Below are 21,720 nucleotides of genomic sequence, written 5' to 3'. Positions count from 1 at the left end.
ATCATTCATGATCGTGTCGATGTGGTTGAACCTGGCGAAGATCGATGCTGAGCTGCTGGAATCCGTTCGGGCGACCCCCGACCTGATCGGCGCGATCTTCTTCGACGACGGGCAGGCGCCCGTCGGCGTCCATCATGAAGCCGATGTGTTCGGAGATGACTACCGAACCCTCGATGCCATCGCACAGGGCAGAGCCGAGGCCGAGCATGAGAGTGCGCAGTGGCGGGAGTGTTATCCCTGGCTCGCGGCGGCGACCGGCGAGACCGGTGAGAACGACGTGGAGGGCTACGAGTTCGACTACGGCCCGGCGTTCGTCCTCGATCCCGGCCAGGTGACGGCGATCGCGCAGGGCCTGATGGGCGAGGGATGGGGGTTCGGCGCCGCTCGACGGGACGCGGCGGACGGCGCTTATGAGGGGTTTGAGGACCTCGGGCCGTTCTACGCGGCGGCGGCACGAGAGGGCAAGGCCATCGTGGGCGGGGTGAGCTGACCCGCTGCCGTGGCCACCGCACCGCTTCCGACGGGCTTTGCACCAGAGCCAAAACCTGTGGCCGTGCAGGCAGCACCACGACAGGAACTCCCCGGCTGCCCCCATGATGATCGCGTTCGCGGTCGCCTCGCTGCGGTAGCGCGCCGCCGCCGGCGGTACATCGACATCGACACCGACACCGACACCGACACCGACACCGACATCGCCGCATCCGCCCTGACTGAAGGCCCCTGCCCGCTCACCGACCGGGAACTCGACGTGCTGCGTGCCTGCCGCCCAGGTGCACCTCGCGCCCGGCACGGTGCGCAACTACCTGTCGGTGGCCATGGCCGAACTGGGCGTCGGCTCCCGCCACTCTTCAATTGGCTGGTCGCCGAGCATGAGATGGAAGCGGTCTCGTACTCGACGGTCTGTAACTACGTTGGAGAACGTCGTCCGCAGATCTTGGCCAAGGCGGGACGGATCGTGCTGCCCAAGGCTCCGATCGACCAGGTCCACCGTTAACTGGACAGACCCGCCGACGACGTCGGGACCTCGGTCACGCGGCCCGTGTCGTAGGGGTCGCGGTGGGAGGGAGGGGGCGGCGCGAAGGTGGGCGGCCCGCCGGACCGGGACCGCGGTCATCACGAACCCCTTTCCGTACCAGACAAGGTCCTGCCTTCTCCGTGGTGACCATGGCCCGGTCCAGATGTCTTCCAACGACGGTTCAAGTGCTTCCGGCCTCAGCTAGCCGCTGGTGGGAGCGGGTAGCCCCTCCAGGGAGATGTCCGTCAAGGGGGCGAAAGCATGAAGCGTGTCGTTACCGGCGCGGTGATAACGAGTGTCGGTCTGGGGATCGCGCGATGGCTCAAGTCGCGCCGTGCCCCGGGCATGACCCGCCATGACCCGAAAGCGCCGTACCGGTGGCAGTGGGTCACGATCAACCGCCCGCCGGGAGAGGTGGCGCCGGACGGGCGTCTCCCCGAGCCGCTGGCTCGGCTCGGGGACGCCATCGAGATCCAGAAGCGCAAGGCGCCGGGCGACAAGGGCACCGAACTCGGCGCGCGGCCGCGCCGGCGTACGTCGGCGGCGAAAGCCGGTGGGGTGGTACGCCGCATCAGCGGTGACGACCCCCGCCAGGAGGTGCGCAGGGCTCTGCGCGAGGCCAAGAGCCTGATCGAGATCGGGGAGGTGGTGCGCGTCGAGGACTCGATGGAGATGCGGGCGCCGACCCCTGCCGGCAAGTTGCTTGACATGGCGACTCAGCGTGCGGGTGGAGAGGGACGACTGTGAAGGCAGTGTGTTGGCAGGGTGTGAACGAGCTGTCGGTGGAGCGGGTCCCCGATCCCCAGATCCTCAACGCCCAAGACGCGATCATCAAGGTGAACCTGACCACGACATGCGGCTCCGACCTGCATCTGCTCGGCGGCTACATCCCGGCCATGCGCGCGGGGGACGTGATCGGCCACGAGTTCCTCGGCGAGGTCGTCGAGGTCGGCCCGGAGGTTCACCGGCACAGCGTGGGCGACCGGGTGGTGGTGTGTTCGATCATCGGCTGCGGCCGGTGCTGGTTCTGCGAGCACGACCTGTGGTCACTCTGTGACGACACCAACCCCAAGCCGGCGATCACCGACATGGCCTGGGGAGGCACCCCCGCGGGCATCTTCGGCTACTCCCACGCCATGGGCGGGTTCAGGGGCAGCCACGCCGAGTACATCCGTGTCCCGATCGCGGACCGCAACGCGTTCGCCGTACCCGAGGGGGTCGACGACCTGAGCGCCCTGTTCGCCTCCGACTCGGCTCCCACCGGCTGGATGGGCGCCGACCTCGGCGGGGTGAAGCCCGGCGACGTGGTGGCCGTGTGGGGCTGTGGCGGGGTCGGCCAGATGGCGGCCCGCGCGGCGATGCTCCTCGGTGCCGAGCAGGTCATCTCGATCGACCGCTACCCCGAGCGCCTGGCGATGACCCAGCGCTACATCGGGTCCGAGACGATCGACTACTCCAGCACCGACGTCACCGCCGAGCTGCGGGAACGGACCGGCGGCAGAGGGCCGGACGTCTGCATCGAGGCCGTCGGGCTGGAGGCCGACAGCACCGGCCCGCAGCACGTGTACGACAAGGCCAAGCAGCGGCTTCGCCTGGAGCAGGACCGGCCCATCGCGGTACGGGAGGCCGTCCACGCCTGCCGTAAGGGCGGATCGGTCTTCGTCCTCGGCGTCTTCGCCGGGCTGGTGGACAAGTTCCCGCTCGGCGCGCTGATGAACAAGGGACTGACGCTCCGGGGGGCGCAGCAGCACGGGCACCGCTACATCCCGATGCTGCTGGACCGGATGGCCAAGGGCGAGCTGACGACGTCGCACCTCGCGACGCACAAGATGACGCTCGACGACGCGCCGAAGGGATACGACTACTTCAAGAACAAGAAGGACGGTTGCGTCCGGGCCGTGTTCCATCCCTGGGCGTAACAGCCGTACGGCACCACGGCGCGCTCGGGCGCGGTTGCCTGGAAGCGGGGTGCGCACGACCGGCGGACAGTCGTGCGCATTCTCGTGTCGTGCTCGCTTTGTGTCGTGCCCGCTTTGTGTCGTGCCCGCTACATCCGGCGGGCGCCCGCCGAATGGACCGCAGCGCCGGAATTCCGTGACTTCGTCCGGCGGTGGATCACCGGGGACGACATGCTCGGCTTCCAGCTCGCCAGGGAAGATCCGCGGAGAAGCAGAGCAAGCTCAATCGCTCTCCCGTACCGGCGCTGATCAAGCGCGGACCGCGCTTCTCGGCGGATCGAAGCTGTCGGCCGTCGTTGGACGACCCTGTTGACCTGGGACGACAGTACTACTTTGCGGCTGGGCGTAGCTTTAGGAGTTCGGGGCCGTCCTTAGGTTGCCGGCGCGTCCTCGATGATCCACCGGATCCCGTGCGGGACAAGAAAGTCGAGGAAGGCGGCCGGGTGATAGGCCTGGGCGGGTGCGAGTACTCCCGGCTTGGCGGGGTCGGCGATGAGACGGTGGGCGCTTTCCACGGCGATCACCGCGGTCGTGCCGTAGGTGTCGGGGCCCTGGACGATGCCGCGGGCGCGGCGGCCGTCGGTACCGGTGGCGTCGAGCACGTAGGTGAAACGCTGGGTGCGGCGACTGTCCTCGTCGGGTCCTTCGGGCAGGCTTTCGATGATCTCCGGTGTGAGCGGGGTGTTCAGCCGGTCGCCCAGCGCCGCCTCGGCCAGGCCCTCGACATGCCGGACGCGGACGTGACGGGGGATGGTCACCACTTCCGACACGGGGAAGGCCATCACCGGGGTCGCCTCCGACTGTCCGGGCAGTCTGATCGCGGTGTGGCGGGCGGGCATGCCGGGGCGCCAGTCGCCGTCGTCGTAGGCCATGCCTCCCGCCTTGATGGCGTCGATCGTCGCGGCCAACGAGCGCAGCGAGCCGCGCGACATGCCGCCCCCGACGATCACGTGGGTGGAGATGATCTCTTCGACCGATTCAAGGCGGCCGGCCAGGATGTGGGCCATGAGGTCTACCGGGACGCAGCCGTCGTTGGCGGCGGGTACGACGGTGATCCCGGTGTTCTCCGCCTCCGCGGTGCAGGTGTCGAAGATCTTCTTGACGTGGGGCTGTTCGCCTGAGGTGTCGACGTAGTGACAGCCGGCGGCGATCGCGGCGCGGACCACGGCCTCACCTGAGGAGGTGAACGGTCCGGCGCAGTTGATGACACCGTCGCAGCCGCGGAACGCACTCACAAGCGCCTCATGGTCGCCGGTGTCGGCCACGCGTTGTGCCGCGTTGGGGAGGCCGGCCGCCGAGGCGGCCTCCTCCAGGCGCGCGAGATCGCGTCCGGCCAGGACCGTCTCGATGTCGCGTCGTGCCAGCTCGGTGAGCACGAGCTTTCCCTGGTACCCACTCGCGCCGTAAACGGCGATCTTCATGTCATCCCCTCACGACGGGAGCCGCGCGGTTGCCCGGCCCTCAGCACAGTAAGGCGCCAGAACAAGACGATTGAATGCGTGAAACGCTCTGGAGTTTGCGTCGTCGTCTTCGTCCAGGTCGTCGTTGGTTACAGTTGGGCGCGCGGGCAGGCCTGTCTCGCGCCGCCTTCGCCCGGCGGTTCACACATCTGGTCGGCCGGCCACCGCTCACCTACCTGACATGGTGGCGGATGACCACCGCCGCCCGGCTCCTGCGCACCTCCGACGCCTCCGTCAACACGATCGCCCAACAGGTCGGCTACAGCTCGCAGTACACCTTCGCCCATGCTTTCAAACGCCAGTACGGGTCACCGCCCGGCGGTTACCGGCACCACGCCGGCTGAAGCACGACACCCGCGTAGGGATCCTCGGGGTCCGGCGGCGGCCGGTCGGTCTTGTGCTCCGGGTTCTTGACGATCTTCCCGACGGTGTCGTCGCCCTTTCCCGTTTGCGTACACCTCATCCACGCTGAGCAGCCGCAGCGACAGCTTGCCGACAGCGGTCCCGCGTCGTTCAGTCATCTGATCAGCGCCGACATCAGCGCCGATGTCACCCACTCGTCCAGCGGGGGTGAGCGGCCGGGTTCCCGCTCGCCATTGCCTGTGATCGGCCGTCAGTCCCGCGGCGCCAGGTAGCCGCGGGAGAACGCGGCGGCCACGGCGGCTGCTCGGTCGTTGACGCCCAGCTTCGCGTACACGTGCAGCAGGTGCGTTTTGACCGTCGTCTCGCTGATGAACAGTCGCTTCGCCGCCTCGCGGTTCGTCGAGCCCTGGGCGATCAGTTCCAACACCTCCAGTTCGCGCTGTGAGAGCGGTGCCGGGGCCGGTTTGCGCACCTGTCCCAAGAGCCGGGTCGCGACGGTGGGGGAGAGCACCGCCTGCCCGCGTGCCGCAGCCTCCACCGCGCGGACGAGTTCCGCCCTCGGCGCCTCCTTGAGCAGGTAGCCGGTGGCGCCGGCTTCGATGGCCGGCAGCACGTGGCTGTCCGTGTCGTACGTGGTGAGCACCAGCACCCGTGACGGTACCCCGCGCTTCGCCAGCTCCCTGATGGCGGCGACCCCGTCGGTCCCGGGCATCCGCAGGTCCATGAGGATCACGTCGGGGCGCAGGCGCTCCCCGGCCACGACCGCCTCCGCGCCGTCAGCGGCTTCGCCGACCACCTCGAAGCGCGGATCGGCGCCGAACATGCCCCGCAGCCCGTCCCGCACCACCGGGTGGTCGTCGACGATCAGCAGCGAGATCACCTCCCGCTCCCGACAGGGATCGCCGGCACCGTCACCGTGATCGCGGTGCCCCCGCCCGGCTCGGACTCGACGTCCAGCCGCCCCGCGAGGAGCTGCACCCGCTGCCGCATGCCGGCGAGCCCGAAGCCCCCGTCCGCGGAGCCGCCGGCGCGCTTGGCGCCGGGCAGGAAACCCACTCCGTCGTCCAGCACGTCGAGCGTCACCAGGTCCTCCATGTACGACAGGGTCAGGGAGACCCGATTGGCTCGTGCGTGCTTGGCGACGTTGGCGAGAGCCTCCTGCGCGGTCCGCAGCAGTGCCACCTCGACGTCGGTGTGCATCGGCCGGGCGTCGCCGGTCGTGGTGAGCACCGCCTCGACGGGGTTCACCTGCGACCAGCGCCTGGCCACGTCGCCGATCGCGTCCGGGAGGCGGGCCTTCGCCAGTGCGGACGGTCCCACCGCGTGCACCGTCCGGCGGGCCTCGGTGAGGCTCTCGCGGGCCAGGTCCACCGCGTTCGCCACGTGCCGGCGCGACACCGCCGGTTCGTTCGACGCCTGCTCGGCGGCCTGGAGCTGGGTGAGGATGCCGGCCAGCCCCTGAGCGAGTGTGTCGTGGATCTCCCGCGCCATCCGCTGCCGCTCGTCGAGCACGCCGGCCTCGCGGGCCTGCACCAGCAGTTGAGCGTGCAGGCCCGCGTTCTCCGCCAGTGCGGTCTCCAGCTCGGCGTTGGCCTTGTGCAACTCGACCAGCGCCCGCTTCTGCCGGTGGTTGCGCCGGTCGGACATCACGTCGGCGTAGAAGGCCGCCGTGGCCATCACCGTGGTGAGCACGCTGACGGCGGGCCACTTCCACCACTGGTCGGCCGTGATGTTGGCCGCCCCTCCCACGTAGGAGATCGCCGAGACCGCGGAGGTGACGGCCACGCCGACGTACCGCCACCGGCCCCTGAGGTACTGGAAGGCGTGCACGTAGCCGATGAAGGCGAAGAAGCCGAACCAGGGCGTGAGCAACACCAGGCAGGCGGTCACCGCCACGAGCCCTGTGTAGTACAGGCCCGTCAGCGGGCCGTTGCCGTGCGACTCCGGATGGAACGTGTGGAACCACAACACCCACGCGGTGAGCAGGGTGGAGAGCCCGAGCACCCCGGGAAGGTGTACCTCCGCGTTCCAGAGCGGCTGCAGCAGGGTGAACACGACGCTGACCGCGAGCAGCGGGTACGGGAGCACTTTCAGGACCGCGGTCTGCTTGCGCTCCCAGCGGTCGAACTCCTCGCGCAACTCGGCCTCGACACCCACGATCTGCTCCCAGCGGAAGTACCTCCTGGCCGGGACACCGGCGAGGATCACCCACCCCAGCGCCACGGCCAAGCGCAGCGGCCGCGGCCGGTGACCGGCCGTGGCGTCCCGCAATGATCGCACGCCCGCGCCCGGCGGGATGAACGGCTGTACGCGCACCCGTCGGGTGCCTGCGAACACCAGCGGCTCGACTGTCGGCCTTCGCAGCCGGCTCACCGCAGCGAGATCGGGTACACCGTCACGCGGGGCAGCCGCAACCTGAAGTCGTGCTACACCACCGCCCGTACGGCGGGTACACGGCGCAGGGCGCCCGAGATCGCCCAGCTCCCGGCCGCGGCGAGCACCAGGGTCAGCAGGAACTTCGGCACGGGTGCCGCGTCGAGTGATTGAAGCACCGCCACGACTGCGACGATGACCGGCGCGTGCACGAGGTACACGGCGAAGGCGTTGTCGGCGAGGTAGCGGCTGAACCGCGAGGTACCGGCGACGAGGCGTTCGAACACGCGCAGCAGGACCAGGATGACGCCGACCGCGAACAGCGACTCCCACAGGGCGAGAGCCAGGTGGGCGAGGTCGTGGCCGGCCAGGGCGCCGGACGGCTTGAAGCCCCGGTAGCCGCCCAGCGCCATCGGCACGAACGACACCACCACGAAGAGCACGCCGAACCAGCCCGATCCCCGCGGAAGCGTCGTGAACCAGCGGTGGCGGTAGGCCGCGACACCGGCGGCGAAGAGCAGCACGTACTGGGGCATGTAGGCGGCGTCGGGCAGTCCGAGCACCGGTTCGTAGGTGCTGAGAGGGACAAGAATTCGCCACGCGTAGGTGATCACGGCGAGGACGAGCACGAAGGCGAGCAGATCCTGCCGCCGCAACGGTCGTGACCGCACCGGCTCCGCAGTCGTGCGCAGGTGCCGTGACAACGCGTACGCGAGCGAGAAGATCAGCAGTATTTCGAGGAACCAGGCGGGCCCGACCTCCCAGGAGGTGAAGTAGTGGACCGCGAAGGACGGCCGGGTCGCGGCCGGCAGGTCGAGGTAGGTCGGCAGGACGAAGAACGGCCGCAGCAGCACGACGAACCCCAGGAAAGGAATCCCGAGCCGCTTCAGGCGCTCGACCGCGAACTTGCCCGGCCCTTTCCGGTCGGCCGCGCCGGGTACGAAATATCCGGACAACAGGAAGAAGAACCCCATGAAGAACGTCTGGTTGACCAGGAGCAGCAGGTCCAACGGCAGCGCGGCGGTCGACGAAGCGGGCCGTTGCCAGTTGGGCCACAGGTCGAGGTTGCTGTAGGGGGCCGCGGAGTGGTGGGCGACCACCAGGAAGGTCAGGAGGATGCGGAGGTTGTCGATGTGGAGGATGCGTGCCGGGCGCGAAGTGCGGGCGACGTCAGGTCGCGTTCTCACAGGGCGGTACATCCCGTCGGCTCGACCTGGGAGAACTGCAGCCGCGACGGGCACCCCGGGATGGTGAGAGCGGCTCCGGTGTCGAATCCGAAGATCTCGCCCCGCTCGGCGGCGAAGCCGACCCCGTGCACCGCGGTGTGGTCGCCGTAGCGCTTGATGAGGCCGTGTGTCTCGATGATCGCCATGTGCTAGAGCCTGCCGCCCGCGGGGGCGCAGCGGATCGACCACGCGGGCGGGGATCACCGCGGACGCGGTGGATGCCTCCATCCTCCGATCGGAGGATGGACGGCGGGGCGGCGACGTGCTCGCGGCCCGCGGATCCGCCGGGAGATCCGCGACGACATCCACGAAGCCCTCCTCGGCCTCGCCTGCTCGATCATCTGCCGGCGACGTCTCCAAGGCTCGGCCGGGCGGCCGGAGTGGAACTCGTTTGAGGACTCCGCCGGACATGGCGATGTTCGAGACGCTCATCGCTCGTGTTCGAGGTCGCGGGAGCATCGGCGAGGCCGTGCGCAGAAGCCCTGGGCAGGAACCCGGCTTCGCCGGCGGCCGGAGCAACCGCGTCGCCGACCGGCGGCATCAGCCGGCGTCGGCCTTGCCTCACGACGAAGGACCCCCGCGACAGCGACAAGGGAATCCGGGAAACCGGTCGTCGGCGAAGTTCTTGGCGGTACGGGCCTGCGGCTGAGCGTGCGCGCAGACACACCGGCAGCCGGTCGGCACCTGCTGTTGCCGACGAGCTCGGATGGGCGTCACCGCTCGGTGATGTCGGGGTTCGGTTCGAGGGTGGGGGTGGTCGCGGTCCAGCTGGCGAGGATGTCGATGGCTCGTCGTGAGGGTGATTCCGGTTCGGTGGTGTAGATGAACAGGGTGGTCTCGGGGTCGCCGGGAAGGGCGAGGGTTTCGTATTCGACGGTGAGGTCTCCGACGAGGTTGTGGCGGAGGCGTTTGGAGCCGTGGGTGCGCTGGTGGACGCGGTGTTGTTCCCACCATTGGTCGAACTCGCGGCTGTGTTCGCGTAGTTCGGTGACGAGGTCGGTGGTGGCGCGGTCGTCGGGGTGGCGGCCGACTTCGAACCGGAGGCTTTCGACGGCGGCGCGGGCTTGGTCGGGCCAGTCGAGGAAGAGGGCTCGGGCGTCGCCGTCGAGGAACATCCAGCGGGCGTAGTTGCGGTGGGCGGCGGGGAGCTGATCGAAGTCGGTGAAGAGGGCTTTGGCCATGCGGTTGGCGGCGAGGACGTCGGTGCGGCGGCCGAGGATGAGGGCGGGTTCGCCGTCGAGGGCGTCGAGGAGCTGGTAGAGGCCGGGGCGGACGCGCTGGACGTCGTGGGTTCGGCGGGGGGTGGGCGTCGAGGTCAGGCCGATGAGGTCTTTGAGGTGGGCGCGTCCGGCGGCGTCGAGGCCGAGGGCGCGGCCGATGGCTTCGACGACGGCGGCGGAGGGGGTGATGTGGCGGCCTTGTTCGAGGCGGGCGTAGTAGTCGGTGGACACGCCGGCGAGGCGGGCGACTTCTTCGCGGCGGAGGCCGGGTACGCGGCGGACGCGTCCGTCGGGGGGCAGGCCGGCGCGCGCGGGGTCGATCTGGCTGCGGGCGCGCCGTAGGAAATCGGCGAGTTCCCGGTTGGTCCTGTTCACGGGTTCGAGTATCCCCGAGCCGGCGCGGTCCTGGGTGGACCGGTGAGTCCTAGGTTCCGAAGACCGCGCCTCCACAGGGCGCGATACAGGCCCTCAGCGGGGTTCGCGGCGGGTCACTCTTGAAGTACGCCGCCACGGGAACAGCCCGGAGGCGCATCACCGAAATCGTGAGGATGACCATGAGTTTCCCGACGGATCGACCCGCGACCTGGTTCGTGACCGGTACCTCCCGCGGTCTGGGCCTGGAGCTGGTCACGCAGCTGCTCCAGCGTGGCGACCAGGTCGCCGCGACGACCCGTTCCACCGAGCGGCTGCTGGCGGCCCTCGGTGACCGCGTCGACACGTCGCGGCTGCTGCCGCTCACCGTCGACCTGCGTGACGACGAGCAGGTCCGGCAGGCTGTCGGCCAAGCCACGGAGCGGTTCGGCGGGCTCGACGTGGTCGTCAACAACGCCGGCTACGGCTACCTGGCCGCCGTGGAGGAGACGAGTGCCCGCGAGGTTCGCGACATGCTCGACGTCCAGGTCGTCGGGGTGTGGAACGTGTTGCGTGCCACGCTGCCGGTCCTTCGCGGGCAGAAGAGCGGTCACGTGGTCAACGTGTCGTCGATTCTCGGGCTGACCGCGGTTCCGGGCTGGGGCCTCTACTGCGCGGGCAAGTTCGCGCTCGAGGGTCTCACCGAAGCGCTGGCCCAGGAGATGGCCGACTTCGACGTCAAGGTCACCATCGTCGAGCCCGGCTACTTCCGCACCGATTTCCTCACCACCGACTCGCTCGCGCTGCCGGCCTCGACGACGGATGCGTACCCGGGTGTGCGTGAGATGACCGGGAACCACCTGAAGCTCCAGGGCAGCCAGCTGGGCGACCCGGTCAAGGGCGCGGAGGCGATCATCCGCCGGGTTGTCAGCGGCGAGGGCCCGCTGCGCCAGCTGCTCGGCTCGGACGCCCACGCCTACGCCACCGCGAAGGTCGACGCCCTGCGCGCGAACCTCGAGGCCACCGCGCAGAGCGCCGCCGCCACTGACTTCGCCGACGCCTGAGAATTCGCCGTTTGTCGCAGAAAGGAAAAATCGTGCGCAAATTCTGATCGTCATGTCCGCCGCCGGCATCTGGGAACGCGACGACGGCTCGGAACACCCCACCGGGTACTGGGCCGAAGAGCTCGCCGCTCCCCGCGAGAAGTTCGTGCAGGCCGGCTTCACGGTCGACTTCGCTTCCCCGGGCGGCGTTCTGCAGCCGCTCGACGCCCACAGTGCCGACCCGGAGATCGCCGGCCCGGACTGTGCGCACCACGTGGAGCACGCCGCGTGGGCCCTGAGTGAGTTCGGTCCGCTGCTCAAGCTGGACGAAATCGACATCAACGACTACGTCGCCGTGGTCATCCCCGGCGGGCACGGTCCTGTGGTCGACCTCTACCAAGACCGTGACCTGGGCCGCCTGCTCACCGAGGCGGACGCGACCGGGAAGATCATTTGATGTCCTTGACGAGGGCGTAGTTCTCAACCTCCATACGGGCATGTATGCGGGCAACGGCAGGACAAGGAGTTCGACGAAGCCGCCAGGGGCCTGGATCTCATCTGGTTCTAGGGCCGGGTGAAGGTCACCCGTTCTGCCGTCTCCAGCATCTGGCGGGCGAACGCGGCGGCGCCGAAACCTGACGGGACGGCCAGCTTGGTCGCCATCTTGGCGGCCAGGGTCGCCAGCGGGACTACGCGGGTCGCGCTCAGGGCGACCGCGTCGCAGACACCCTTGGGGGAGCCGTCGGCGCCGCGCAGGGAGCGGGCCACCTTGCCCGTGCCGGCCGGTTCGGTGGCGAAGTGCTGCTGTTCGGGCTTGGGGTGCAGGTCGAGGCGCGTCAGCACGCCCTCGAACAGGACCAGCAGGATGTTCGGCGACAGCGTGACGCCGCGGGAGAGCGTCAGGGGGGCGTCGCCGGCGCCGAAACCGTCGATCAGCAGGCCGGGGAAACCGGTGACGATCGAGGAGCGGATCAGCGCGCCGGTCAGGCGGGGCGGGGTGACCAGGGGGCCGCCGGCCGCGTCGCGGGCCGCGTCGGCGGGGGTCACCCTGCCGATGCTGTACGCGCCGTCGACCAGGCACCTGACCCACTCGGCGTCCACGTCGACGAAGCGGATCGACTCGGGGGGCAGCAGGGCCTCGTCGGGGATCAGGTAGCTGAACGGGACCTTGGCCAGGGTGGCCAGGTCGGTCAGCCAGTCGGTCACCGGCTGCGGCGGCGCCGGGTCGGGCTCCGTGACTTTCAGGGGGTAGCCGTCGCCCGCGCCGGTCGGGCGGGAACGGCGGCGTTTCCACGTCAGCAGGGTCGTCGCCAGGCCGTTGTCGCGCAGGGCCAGCAGGCGGCCGAGCTGCCAGGCGCAGGCGTAGCTCACGTCGAACATGCCCTCGGCCTTGAGGTAGCGCAGCAGGGCGTCGGACGAGCGGACCTGCGGGGCCGGTACGGACGCCATCGGGCCGCCGGTCACCGGGCCGTCCGTGAAAGGGCCCCGGTACCAGGAGACCGTCCTGCCGCCGCCGCGCAGGCGGTGCCGTACGGGGATCAGGCCTCGGGACAGGAACGTGTCGGCGGCGGCGTTGCCCGAAGGGGGCAGGCGGAACGGGCCGCTGTCGACGGCCAGGTCGCGCACCCGCGCGGCGAACGAGTGGTCGGCGTCCAGGACGGTGAAGCGCCAGCTCGTCAAGGACACCAGGCGGACCGGCCGGGTGCCCGAGGGGAGGCTGGGCTTGCCGCTCGCGAACCTGTTCTCCATCGAGACCAGGTGGGCGGTGCACGCCTTTCCCGGCGGGGGGAGGCGGTTGCCGATCACCACGGCCGCGTCGGCACCCTCACCGGACCGTACGTGCGCGAGAAAGGGCAGGTCGGCGGTTGCCGGGAGGAGGGAGGTGAGCAGGTCGCGCGGGACGTCGATGACCGTCACCTGGTCAGTGGCGGCCTCCGCGCCCTGCAGGGTCAGGCCGAGCGTGCCGGCGGCGACGGTCTGGGTCACCGGGCGTTCGGTGTCGGCGAACAGCAGGACCATCAGCCACGGGCCCGTGGTGCCGGTGCCCAGGGTGCGCTGCCACGGCAGGGTGGAGTTGTCGAGCACCACGTGGGGGAGCGTCTGGGAGTAGTCGCCGGTCGCGCCGTCGGGCGGGTAGAGCGTGCGGACGGCCGAGGGAGCCAGGCTCAGGCGGTCGCCGGCGACGGTGAAGTGCCGGGTGACGCCGGCGGACTTGTTGTCCAGGGAGATCGGCTGGTCGACGGTGATCGTGTAGTCGCCCGAGGCGAGCGCGGGGACGCGGTTGTCGATGAGGACGATGTCTTGGGAGTCAGGCATGGTAGTCCAGGTAGGGGATCTCGGCGTAGGCCGTGGCGTCGAAGCCGGTGAAGGAGAACTCGGGGTCCTTGATCACGGCGGCGGCGATGGCGGCGCGCGCGGTCGCGATGTGCGGGTCCAGGATCGCCAGGCCCCATTTGTCGCCCCTGGTCATCTCGATGTAGGTGTCGGCGGGCTGCCAGTCGATCGTGTGCTCGGTGTACGCGGCGGAACCGGCGGCCAGCGCCGCCCGGGCCAGGGGCAGCGAGGCGCCGTCCTTGTGCGGTTTGGGTGCCACGTGGTACCCGGTGAGCAGCGGCGCCGTCATCTCCGGGCGGTGCAGCGAGACCACCGGGTCGGTGCCCCACAGGGCCGAGGGCAGCGCCTTGGTGATCGGGGTGAAGTCGAAGTCGCTCTCGGCGCCGACGCCGTTGGCGCGCACGATCTGGATGTGGTGCGTCGAGGTGATGCCCGTCGTGATCGCCGACGGCGCGGCCCCGTACGTGCCGCCCGCCTTGGGCAGGGCCGTGTTGCCGGCCTTGGCGGCCGTGGCCGGGATGAGCGAGTCGGTGACCAGTTCGAGGGTGGCCGGATCGACCACGCCCAGGTCGTCGCCCGTGCCCATCGCCGTGGCGCCGGCCTTGACCGCGACCGACAATGTCGTGGGCGGCAGCAGGGTGCTCCTGACCTGGCTCCACGGGATCGTGGGCGCGGTGTTCGGGCTGCTGGAGCCGAACGGGATCGTGAACGAGATGACCTTGATGTCGACTCGTGCCGTCCCGGCGAAGTCGGGGCCCCACAGGTGGACGTCGGTGTCCACGTGCGCGTTCACGGTGTGCGTGCCGAAGAAGCTGAAGGTGTAGGACGCGCCCACGCTGACGTGGAACCGGGCGTCGTAGTGGTAGGGCTGCCAGGCGATCAGGAAGTCCATCGAGGCGTCGAACCAGGCGTGCAGGCTGCCGTCCAGGTAGTTGACCGCGATCGAGGCGCCCGCCATCAGCGCCGATGGCGTCAGCGCGTAGTAGGCGCCGCCGCGCATCGACAGCTTGTCGTTGACCTGCCAGGAGAAGCCCAGTCTCGGTACGGACGGGTAGTGCGGCGGCTTGGCGTACGCCGGGTGGTAGCCGCCGACGGTGAGCACGAAGTCGCCCTTGTGCGCCCCGTCGAACCAGGTCGTGAACGCCAGCCCGCCGGTCAGATGGCACGCCTTGGACAGCAGGTAGGAGTTGGGCGTGAGCTGCGCGATCAGCGAGAAGTAGCCGTCGTCGGGTGCGAACACCGCTTTCAGCGCCAGTTGCACCTCGGCGATCGGCGTGGCCGCCGCGCGGGTGGCGTCCGGCACCGGCAGCACCAGCGTGGACAGGCCCAGCAGGTCGATCTCGAACCGGCCGCCGAAGGAGACGGCTGCCAGCAGGAACGAGTCGATCATCTTGAACGTGGAGAACCGGATCCCGGCCACCACGAACCCGTCACCCTCCGAGGGGGTGATGTAGGGCTCCAGCGCCTTCATCTCGGCCGCGAGCGAGCCGGGCGGCCGGGTGCCCAGGGCCTCCTGCACGAGCGGGAAGTCGGCGATCTTGGTGACGTCGGGGGTGGTCAGCCGCCGGTTGTAGCCGAACCCGGCCGCCAGGCCGGTCACGAAGAAGAACGGCGGGCCGCCGAACTCGTGGTCGAGCACGGCGTACACGAACATCGAGGGTCCGGCGGGCAGCTGCGCGTAGGAGCCGATGGCACCGAGCGTCAGCGCCTCGGTGCTTATCGAGGCGCGCCCGTTGTAGGACGGGTAGGTCGTCCCGTTGTAGACGATCGTGTCCTTGACGAACGAGCCGGAGACGCTCACCGGGCCTTCGGAGAAGGAGACGCCCAGGCCGTGCAGGTCGAACGCCGGCGCCTGGACCGGCAGGGTCAGCGGCACCGAGGCTTGCAGGCCGTCCAGCGACAGGCTCAGGCCGGCCACGCTGACCGTCCCGTCGACCAGAACGCCCAGCTGCGGCGGGTGGCCGTCGGTGTGCTGGTAGGTCAGGCCGACGCGTTCGATGTGCACGGGCCCGAGGCCGCGCTGCACGGCGAACCAGACGGCGTTCTGGCCGCCGGGCGACTGCGCCGGCGGCGGATCGGGCAAGGCCGGCGCGGGCTTGCCGTCGCTGACCGGGAGCGCCACCGGGTTCTCCAGCGGGCCCAGCAGCAGCGTGCCGTCCAGGACGAATCCCGCCGCCATGTCGCGCGCGGGGAACGGGGAGACGCCCTGGGGCAGCAGGCCGTTCAGGGTGGCGACGTCGGCGGCCGGCAGCGCTCCGGTCGCGGTCGTGACGCGCAGCGGGTCGAAGCCCACCTTCCGGTCGCCGACCAGGTGCTCGCCGACCAGCGGCAGCCCCGACAGGTCGACGGTGGCCTTGAGGCCGGCGCTCAGGACGTACGCGGCGCCGGCGCCGAACACGACGTCCTCGAGGTCGACCGACACGCCCGGGGGGATGAACGCGGCGGCGGTCGGCGCCAGGGCGGCGATCAGGGTGCGCAGGTCGGGCAGCGGGTCGCTGGTGCGGTGGGTGTAGCTGGCGGCCAGCAGGTCCACGCCGTGGTCCTGGGCGAAATGCGCGTCGAACCCGTAGGCGGTGCCGCCGGCGATGGCGGTGATCGATCCGTCGAACCGGTCGGCGCCGGGCGCGATCGTGAGGGCCACCGCGATGTCCACCTCGGTCGAGTCGACCGGGAAACTGGCCTGGGCGGTGACGAACAGGTGGTCGGAGCCGGAGCTGAAGGAGGCGCCCAGGTTCTGCACGACCAGATCCCGAAGCGGTTTCGGGAACGTGGCCGGGCCAGCGAAATCAGCCGACAGGGCCGCGATCAGGTCGCCGATCGCGATCCGCCGGCCCAGCCCGGACGCGCCGCTGAACTGCCACTTCTTGGCCGGGTCGGGGTCGTAGGCGGCGGTGACCTTCACCTCGGTGTCGCCGATCGCGAACGCCGACGCCGCCCGGAACGAGGTGGCCACCCCGTCGTTCTCCACCGCGAACGAGATCGCGGACACGGTGACGGGGCCGGCCGTCCAGGCGCCGTCCACCTCGACGGCGCCCTTGAAGGCCAGCGGGCGCCCGCCGCGCGGCGGGATCACGGCGATCTCGAACTTCGCCACCTCCAGGTCGGGCAGGTGGCCGGGGTCGGAGCCGGTGAGGTGCTGGTAGACCTCCCTGATCTTGAGCGGCGGGTCGCCCTCGCGCAGCGACCCGGAGAACACCTCGGCGCCCAGATCGGTGGCCAGCACGAGCGTGCCGGAATCGCCGATGCCGACCAGGCCGGACAGGGTGCCGGTCACGACGGGCGAGGTCAGCAGGTTCGCCACGGTCAGGCTGAGGTCGACCGCCTCCAGCTTGAACAGGCCGGGGACGATGTCCCAGCCGACGTCGGCCTGCACCAGGAAGGTGAGCATGGACACGTCGATCGTGGGGGAGGTGCTGACGCGCGTCGTGATCCGTACCAGCCGGATCGGCAGGGACGAGGGCAGCACCGAGGGCAGGCTCGGCGCGTGGCCCGTCATGCCGAGCACCGACGACAGCGACATCGGCAGGCCCGCGTCGCCGTCGTCGGGCGCGCGGCCGGCGTCGTCCGGGCCCTCGAACGCGGCGGTCAGCATCAGGTCGCCGGACGGCTCCGCCGAGCTGCCGTAGATGAAGACCGGGCCGAAGTACCCCTGGGCCGAGGTGACCTCGCCCGCGAAGTGCACCCGGGGCGCCACGTCCAGGTCGGTGGAGTAGGCGTTGAAGGAGGGGCTGGTGCGCAGCTCGTACCACAGTGACTGGATCCGCAGCGGCCCCAGGGTCGGCCCTTCGCTTTCCGGGCCGCGCAGCAGCACCATCGGGACGGTGCGCGTGGTGAGGTCGTCCACGCCGGGCACGCCACTGATCATGTCGATGACCCCGGACAGCTCGTGCCCCCGGCCGGGCACCAGCACGTCGAGCAGGATCGTGCGTGCGTTGATCACCAGCGTGCCGGTGAAGGTCAGGTACGTGGTGAGCGGGTCGGCGCTGCCCTCCTGGACGACGTCGCGCCCCCAGTCGAGCACCAGCTCCGGCCGGTTGAAGACCAGGGCGTCGTAGATGGAGCCGGCCAGGATCGGGAACCCGGCGGTGAAGGTCCATCCGTCCTCGCCGGTGGCTCGCAGTTTCAGCGCGGCTTGGTCGCCGACGACGGCGAACTCGGCGGTGACCGTGGTCGCGGCGAAGGGGCCCGTGCTCGCGTGGCCGGTGACCGTCACGCCGTCGAAGGTCCACTGCGACTGGGTCACCGCGTCCAGGCGCAGCCGCCCGCCGGGCAGGAACCGGCCCACGGACGCGCTGAGGTCCGGCGAGTCCAGGGTGGCGAGATCGAGGTCGAGGGGGCTGCCGGCCGGAGGGATGAGATCGCGTAACTGCTCCGGGGTCATCAGTCCTCCTTGGGCGGCACGTCGTTGACGAAGGTGACCGTGCCGTCCTTCTTGATCTCGTAGCAGAGGCTGCCGTTGGAGCCGGTGACGTGCAGGCGCTGGGTCGCGTTGCGCGACACGTGGCTGAAGCCGCCGCCCGTGACCCACATGGCGACCGCGTGGTCCTTGGCCACCCCGACCGGGACGGCGTTGTTCAGCACGGTCCGGTGCCGCGACATGATCGTGGCCTTCGGCAGGCTGTCCTTCGCCACCGCGTAGCCGGAGCTGACCACCACGTGCGCGGCGTTGGTCCAGGCGACGAACTCGTGGTGGGAGGAGGTGTCGCTGCCGTGGTGGCCGGCCTGCAGGATCGTCAGGTTCTGGATCCGCGTGTTGGCCTGGGTGCGGTCGCTGCGCTTCCAGCGCAGGTAGTACTCGGTGCTCTCGGTCGCGTCCCCGCAGATGAGGATCTTCTTGCCGTACACCTCGACGAGGGTGACGATGCTGCCCCGGTTGGTGTCGTCGCTGCCGTCGCCGCGGTAGTCGTAGTCGAGACCTGCGGCCAGCAGGGTCACCGTGCAGTTGTCCTCCTTGTGGATCAGTAGCCCGCCGTCCGCGTCGAGCTCGTCGACCGCCGGGTCGGCCTTGTAGCCGGTCAGCGTGGCCGTGCCGACCGCGGCCGTCGGGACGAGGGTGAACTTCGTCTTGGTCAGCAGGGCCTCCAGCGCGGTGTTCGCGGTGCTGTCGGTCTGCCACGCGGTCAGGTTGGCGAAGTCGAAGGGAGGCGTGGAAGTGGCGGCGGCCACGGTCTCCTTGGTCTCCCCCTCGGGCGGTTCGACCTTGGTGACCTCGTGATTGAGGGTGACGGACCTGACGTTGCCGTCGTTGGTGATCTCCGTCAGCCACCCGTCGAGCTTGCGCACCTCGTTGAAGGCGGACCTGTAGTTCGCCGCGCTGTACATCTTGATCGCGCGGCTGTGATACGCCTTCCCGATGGGGACGTAGTTACGGACGGCGGCGGTTCCCTTGCCGACCACGCTGACGAGCAGTGCCGTCTCCAGCTTGTTGTAGTGGTCGCTGTTGGGGTGGGTGACGATCAGGACGTCGAGGTTCTTGCCCTTCAGGTGGAGCGGGCCCTGCACGACGCCGGCGACCCTGGCGTTGTAGGAGGCCGCGGTGCCGCCCTCCCTGGTCGCCTCGGTGGCGTCCGAGCCGCAGTCGACCATGATGGTCTTCCCGGCGGGCGTGGTCATGATCGTGCAGTCGCCCTGGCCCATCTGGACGAACGTGATGTAGAAGGCGTCCGCCACCTTCTCGTACCCGGCCACCGCTCCGCTGGCGGCCTCTTTCGCGGCCATGGCCGCCTTGGCCAGCTCGGCGATGTCCTTGCGGCGCTTGTTCTGCTCCTCGGCGAGCTCCGCCGGCGTCTTGACCTTCTGGAAATCCTCGGCCTCGGCCAGCATGTAGTCGTCCGCCTTCTTGCGCTTCCTCGTCGGGGGTGGTGGTGAGCTCATCTGCGCTCCTCCGTCAGCTCGGCACGATCGCGAGCCGGAACCGCTGCAAAAGGCTGTTTTGGTTGTAGGGCTCGAGCCCGATGACGTACGGGCGGGTGGTGAGGGTCTGGATCTGCATCGGGGAGGCGACCGCGGCGTCCTCGTCGTTGTGGATGACGACCGTGAGGGTGCCCGCGGCGAGCTGGGCGAGGATCTTGAGCTGGTCCTCGTTGACGGTGGTGGCGCCCACGGTGAGTGAGGTGCCGTGCAGGCCTTTGGCGAAGAAGTCGGCCATGCTCGTGTGGTCGCCGGCGAAACGGACGTACATGCCGTCCGGGCGCGCTTCGAGCAGGTGCCAGAAGCGGTTGTACTGGTGGAAGCGGATGCCCGGGTAGACGTCGGCGCTCTGCTGCTCCTGGAACAGCTCCAGGAAGACCTGCGAACCGGAGGCGTCGATGCCGGTCGGGCGGCGCAGCTGAAGGTGCTGCGAGGGCGACACGACGATCATCTTGGCGGCCGTCTCCAGCGAGGTCGTGCTCGTCGCGCCGACCACGACCATGCCTCCGGAGGGGTTCAGCGCCAGCTTCGCGTTCGGACCCGACTGGAGCCACGCGTGGTCGGAGCCGTATCCGATCTTGAGTGAGCCGGCCGTGGGCGGGCCGATGAGCAGGGAGCCGTTGCCGCCGGGGGTGCGGGTCTGGTCCAGCAGGTGCAGCTTGGCCGCCGGGGCCAGGGTGCCGACGCCGGTCTGGCCACCGGCGAAGCCCAGCGGGCGCTTGTCGGCCTCCAGTGTCTGCGCGCCGTCGCGGTAGCCGGGGATGTTCTCCCAGCCGACCACGAGCGCCGCCCGGCCGGGGGCGCCGCCGGCGACGATCCCGTTCACGGTGAACGTGAGCGCCTTGCCCGGCGGCAGGTCCACGTCGATCGACGGGTAGATCGTCCAGGACGCGCGGGTGTCCAGGTCGTGCGAGGTCGTGCTCCAGATCGCCGTCGACAGGGCGGAGCCGTCCACATCGACCGACACGCCGAAGACGCTCTCGGCCAGCGCCCAGGCGTTGCCGGCGCCGCCGACGTCGAAGGTCAGTGTGAACACCGAGCCGCCGGCGTTGGTGCCGCCGCCGACCAGTTTGATCGTGGTGTCGGTGGAGGTGTTGGCCACGTACGCGGTCAGGTCGCCCGGTGTGGCCGCGTCGTTGAGCAGGGTGTCGGCGCCGGCGAAGCCGATGACCAGCGGGATGTCCGGGCGGCCCCGGTGGTTGACCACGTCGAGGTACTGCAGCCGGGTGCCGGTCAGCTCGCCGACCTCGCCGGAGGTCTTCAGGTGCTGGTAGTCGAACTCCACCCGGGTGCCCCGGCTGCCGCCGCCCGGGTCGGCGCTCAGGCCGGTCAGCGCCACGTCCAGCCAGGCGCCGGGCGCGATCGTGGCGGTGCTCGAGGCCATCAGGTAGAGCGCGGTGCCGTCGGTGGTGCCGCGCGCCTTCCAGCCGTCGGTCCCGGACGCCACGGTCGCCGGCGTGCTGAGCACCCCCGGGCGCAGCCGCGCCGTCACGTGGTTGTTGACCGGGTCGGGCAGGCCGCCCTGGCCCTGGAAGACGATGTTCTGCCGCGAGCTGTTGGTCAGCCGCAGCGTCATCGGCTGCCCGGACGGGGCGTTGTCGATGAACAGCACCGGCTGCTCGTCCACGTTCAGCAATTCCACGTCCAGCGGGTGGGCCCGGACGAACGCGGCCAGCGACGAGGCGTCCTCGGTCAGGTCGCGCTGGATCTCGGCCGCCGCGAGCGCCCCGTCGTAGCCGCGCAGGTGCGCCAATCGGCAGACCGTGTAGACCTTGGTCGTCAGGTTGGCGGCCAGCACGATCGGCGCGGCGCCCGTCGTCGGGCGGGTGCCCGGGTAGTCCCACTCGTCGGCCAGGTCGCCGTTGACGTAGATCCGGGCGACAGAGCCGTCGTTGGTGACCGCGACGTGCTGCCAGGTGTCCCAGGACAGCACCCCGGCCGGTGTCGTACGGACGTTGTCGGCGGTCGCCGTCGTGGCGAAGTGGTGCTCGACCGAGCCGTCGGGCTTGAGGTTCACGGCGACGTCGGCGCTGTCGCGCCGGTTGAACAGCGGCACGGTGGCCCCCGGCTTGGCCGTGCGCACCCACACCTCGAAGGTGTACGTGGGAACGGTCATGCCCTTGCCGGCCGAGGGCAGGACGTACTGGCCGGTGCCGGTGAAGTTCAGGGCGCCGCCGAACCGCTCGTCCGGTACGGCCCGCGCGGCGCCGTTCACCTGGCCGAGGTAGCCGTTCCCGGAGGCGTCGTCGAGGCTCAGCTGTACCGATATCTCGTCCATCGGCCAGTGCATCAGCGGGTTGGCGGTCACGCGTTCTCCTGAAGGGTCGTGCTGGCCTGCTCGTGGAGCCTGCCGATCAGCTCGAAGACGCGGACGTAGGGGAGGCTGCCGAGGGCTTCGAGGATGAGGTTGACCTCCCCGAGCGAGAGGTTCAACGGGATCTGCTTGTCGTCAGGTGGCACGGTTCCT

17 protein-coding genes and 1 pseudogene are annotated in these 21,720 nt (G+C 70.0%); 7 read left to right on the top strand and 11 right to left on the bottom strand.

Going from position 1 to position 21,720, the window contains the following annotated elements:
- Positions 1-13 precede the first annotated feature (13 nt).
- The 4 genes from AC5L38_RS22245 to AC5L38_RS22230 all read left to right on the top strand — a co-directional run bounded on the left by AC5L38_RS22245 (position 14) and on the right by AC5L38_RS22230 (position 2,934).
- Positions 14-490 (top strand): hypothetical protein, encoded by a 477-nt coding sequence (locus AC5L38_RS22245; protein ID WP_495244745.1) that lies wholly within the window; start codon positions 14-16, stop codon positions 488-490.
- A gap of 63 nt (positions 491-553) precedes the next feature.
- Positions 554-994 carry a hypothetical protein gene (locus tag AC5L38_RS22240; RefSeq protein ID WP_495244744.1) on the top strand — a complete coding sequence of 147 codons (441 nt, stop codon included), beginning with the start codon at positions 554-556 and terminating at the stop codon, positions 992-994.
- A 282-nt stretch (positions 995-1,276) separates the two neighbouring features.
- Complete coding sequence (locus AC5L38_RS22235; RefSeq protein ID WP_495244743.1) at positions 1,277-1,762, top strand: hypothetical protein; 486 nt, start codon at positions 1,277-1,279, stop codon at positions 1,760-1,762.
- The gene (locus tag AC5L38_RS22230; RefSeq protein ID WP_495244742.1) at positions 1,759-2,934 is read left to right on the top strand and encodes a zinc-dependent alcohol dehydrogenase; all 1,176 of its coding nucleotides are present in this window, start codon (positions 1,759-1,761) and stop codon (positions 2,932-2,934) included. Before AC5L38_RS22235 ends, AC5L38_RS22230 begins: the two co-directional genes overlap by 4 nt.
- 410 nt (positions 2,935-3,344) lie before the next feature.
- On the opposite strand, the gene AC5L38_RS22225 is transcribed toward AC5L38_RS22230, so the two are convergent.
- The gene (locus AC5L38_RS22225) at positions 3,345-4,394 is read right to left on the bottom strand and encodes a saccharopine dehydrogenase family protein (RefSeq protein WP_495244741.1); all 1,050 of its coding nucleotides are present in this window, start codon (positions 4,392-4,394) and stop codon (positions 3,345-3,347) included.
- Positions 4,395-4,507: 113 nt separating this feature from the next.
- On the opposite strand from AC5L38_RS22225, the pseudogene AC5L38_RS22220 reads away from it, so the two are divergent.
- Positions 4,508-4,777, top strand: a pseudogene (locus AC5L38_RS22220) (helix-turn-helix transcriptional regulator); the annotation flags it as partial.
- Positions 4,778-5,046: 269 nt separating this feature from the next.
- Here AC5L38_RS22220 and AC5L38_RS22215 read toward each other — a convergent pair.
- From AC5L38_RS22215 to AC5L38_RS22195, 5 genes are all read right to left on the bottom strand, one after another.
- Positions 5,047-5,676: a response regulator gene (locus AC5L38_RS22215; protein WP_495244740.1), complete on the bottom strand. Its 630-nt coding sequence runs from the start codon at positions 5,674-5,676 to the stop codon at positions 5,047-5,049.
- Entirely contained in the window at positions 5,673-7,133 is a 1,461-nt protein-coding gene (locus AC5L38_RS22210) for a sensor histidine kinase (protein WP_495244739.1), read from the bottom strand. The genes AC5L38_RS22215 and AC5L38_RS22210 overlap by 4 nt, the downstream gene beginning before the upstream one ends.
- Before the next feature lie 89 nt (positions 7,134-7,222).
- On the bottom strand, positions 7,223-8,356 hold the full coding sequence (locus AC5L38_RS22205; protein WP_495244738.1) for an acyltransferase family protein: 1,134 nt from the start codon (positions 8,354-8,356) through the stop codon (positions 7,223-7,225).
- A complete protein-coding gene (locus AC5L38_RS22200) occupies positions 8,353-8,541 on the bottom strand; it encodes a hypothetical protein (protein ID WP_495244737.1) in 189 nt (62 codons plus the stop codon). Before AC5L38_RS22200 ends, AC5L38_RS22205 begins: the two co-directional genes overlap by 4 nt.
- A gap of 567 nt (positions 8,542-9,108) precedes the next feature.
- The gene (locus AC5L38_RS22195; RefSeq protein WP_495244736.1) at positions 9,109-9,990 is read right to left on the bottom strand and encodes a helix-turn-helix transcriptional regulator; all 882 of its coding nucleotides are present in this window, start codon (positions 9,988-9,990) and stop codon (positions 9,109-9,111) included.
- A 179-nt stretch (positions 9,991-10,169) separates the two neighbouring features.
- On the opposite strand from AC5L38_RS22195, the gene AC5L38_RS22190 reads away from it, so the two are divergent.
- Both AC5L38_RS22190 and AC5L38_RS22185 read left to right on the top strand, forming a co-directional pair.
- Positions 10,170-11,030, top strand: a complete 861-nt coding sequence (locus AC5L38_RS22190; RefSeq protein ID WP_495244735.1) for an SDR family NAD(P)-dependent oxidoreductase — start codon at positions 10,170-10,172, stop codon at positions 11,028-11,030.
- 52 nt (positions 11,031-11,082) lie between these two features.
- A complete protein-coding gene (locus AC5L38_RS22185) occupies positions 11,083-11,466 on the top strand; it encodes a type 1 glutamine amidotransferase domain-containing protein (protein WP_495244734.1) in 384 nt (127 codons plus the stop codon).
- Between the two features lie 107 nt (positions 11,467-11,573).
- Here AC5L38_RS22185 and AC5L38_RS22180 read toward each other — a convergent pair whose 3' ends face one another.
- The 5 genes from AC5L38_RS22180 to AC5L38_RS22160 are packed head-to-tail and all read right to left on the bottom strand — an operon-like array spanning position 11,574 to position 21,713.
- The gene (locus tag AC5L38_RS22180; protein WP_495244733.1) at positions 11,574-13,325 is read right to left on the bottom strand and encodes a hypothetical protein; all 1,752 of its coding nucleotides are present in this window, start codon (positions 13,323-13,325) and stop codon (positions 11,574-11,576) included.
- Complete coding sequence (locus AC5L38_RS22175; RefSeq protein ID WP_495244732.1) at positions 13,318-17,724, bottom strand: DUF6603 domain-containing protein; 4,407 nt, start codon at positions 17,722-17,724, stop codon at positions 13,318-13,320. The genes AC5L38_RS22180 and AC5L38_RS22175 overlap by 8 nt, the downstream gene beginning before the upstream one ends.
- Positions 17,724-19,217 carry an MBL fold metallo-hydrolase gene (locus AC5L38_RS22170; RefSeq protein ID WP_495244731.1) on the bottom strand — a complete coding sequence of 498 codons (1,494 nt, stop codon included), beginning with the start codon at positions 19,215-19,217 and terminating at the stop codon, positions 17,724-17,726. Before AC5L38_RS22170 ends, AC5L38_RS22175 begins: the two co-directional genes overlap by 1 nt.
- A gap of 13 nt (positions 19,218-19,230) precedes the next feature.
- Positions 19,231-21,561, bottom strand: a complete 2,331-nt coding sequence (locus AC5L38_RS22165; RefSeq protein WP_495244730.1) for a LamG domain-containing protein — start codon at positions 21,559-21,561, stop codon at positions 19,231-19,233.
- Positions 21,558-21,713 (bottom strand): hypothetical protein, encoded by a 156-nt coding sequence (locus AC5L38_RS22160; RefSeq protein WP_495244729.1) that lies wholly within the window; start codon positions 21,711-21,713, stop codon positions 21,558-21,560. The genes AC5L38_RS22165 and AC5L38_RS22160 overlap by 4 nt, the downstream gene beginning before the upstream one ends.
- Positions 21,714-21,720: the final 7 nt, after the last annotated feature.

The organism is Streptosporangium nanhuense, assembly GCF_059358815.1.
This window is presented reverse-complemented; position numbering and strand designations above follow the sequence as displayed.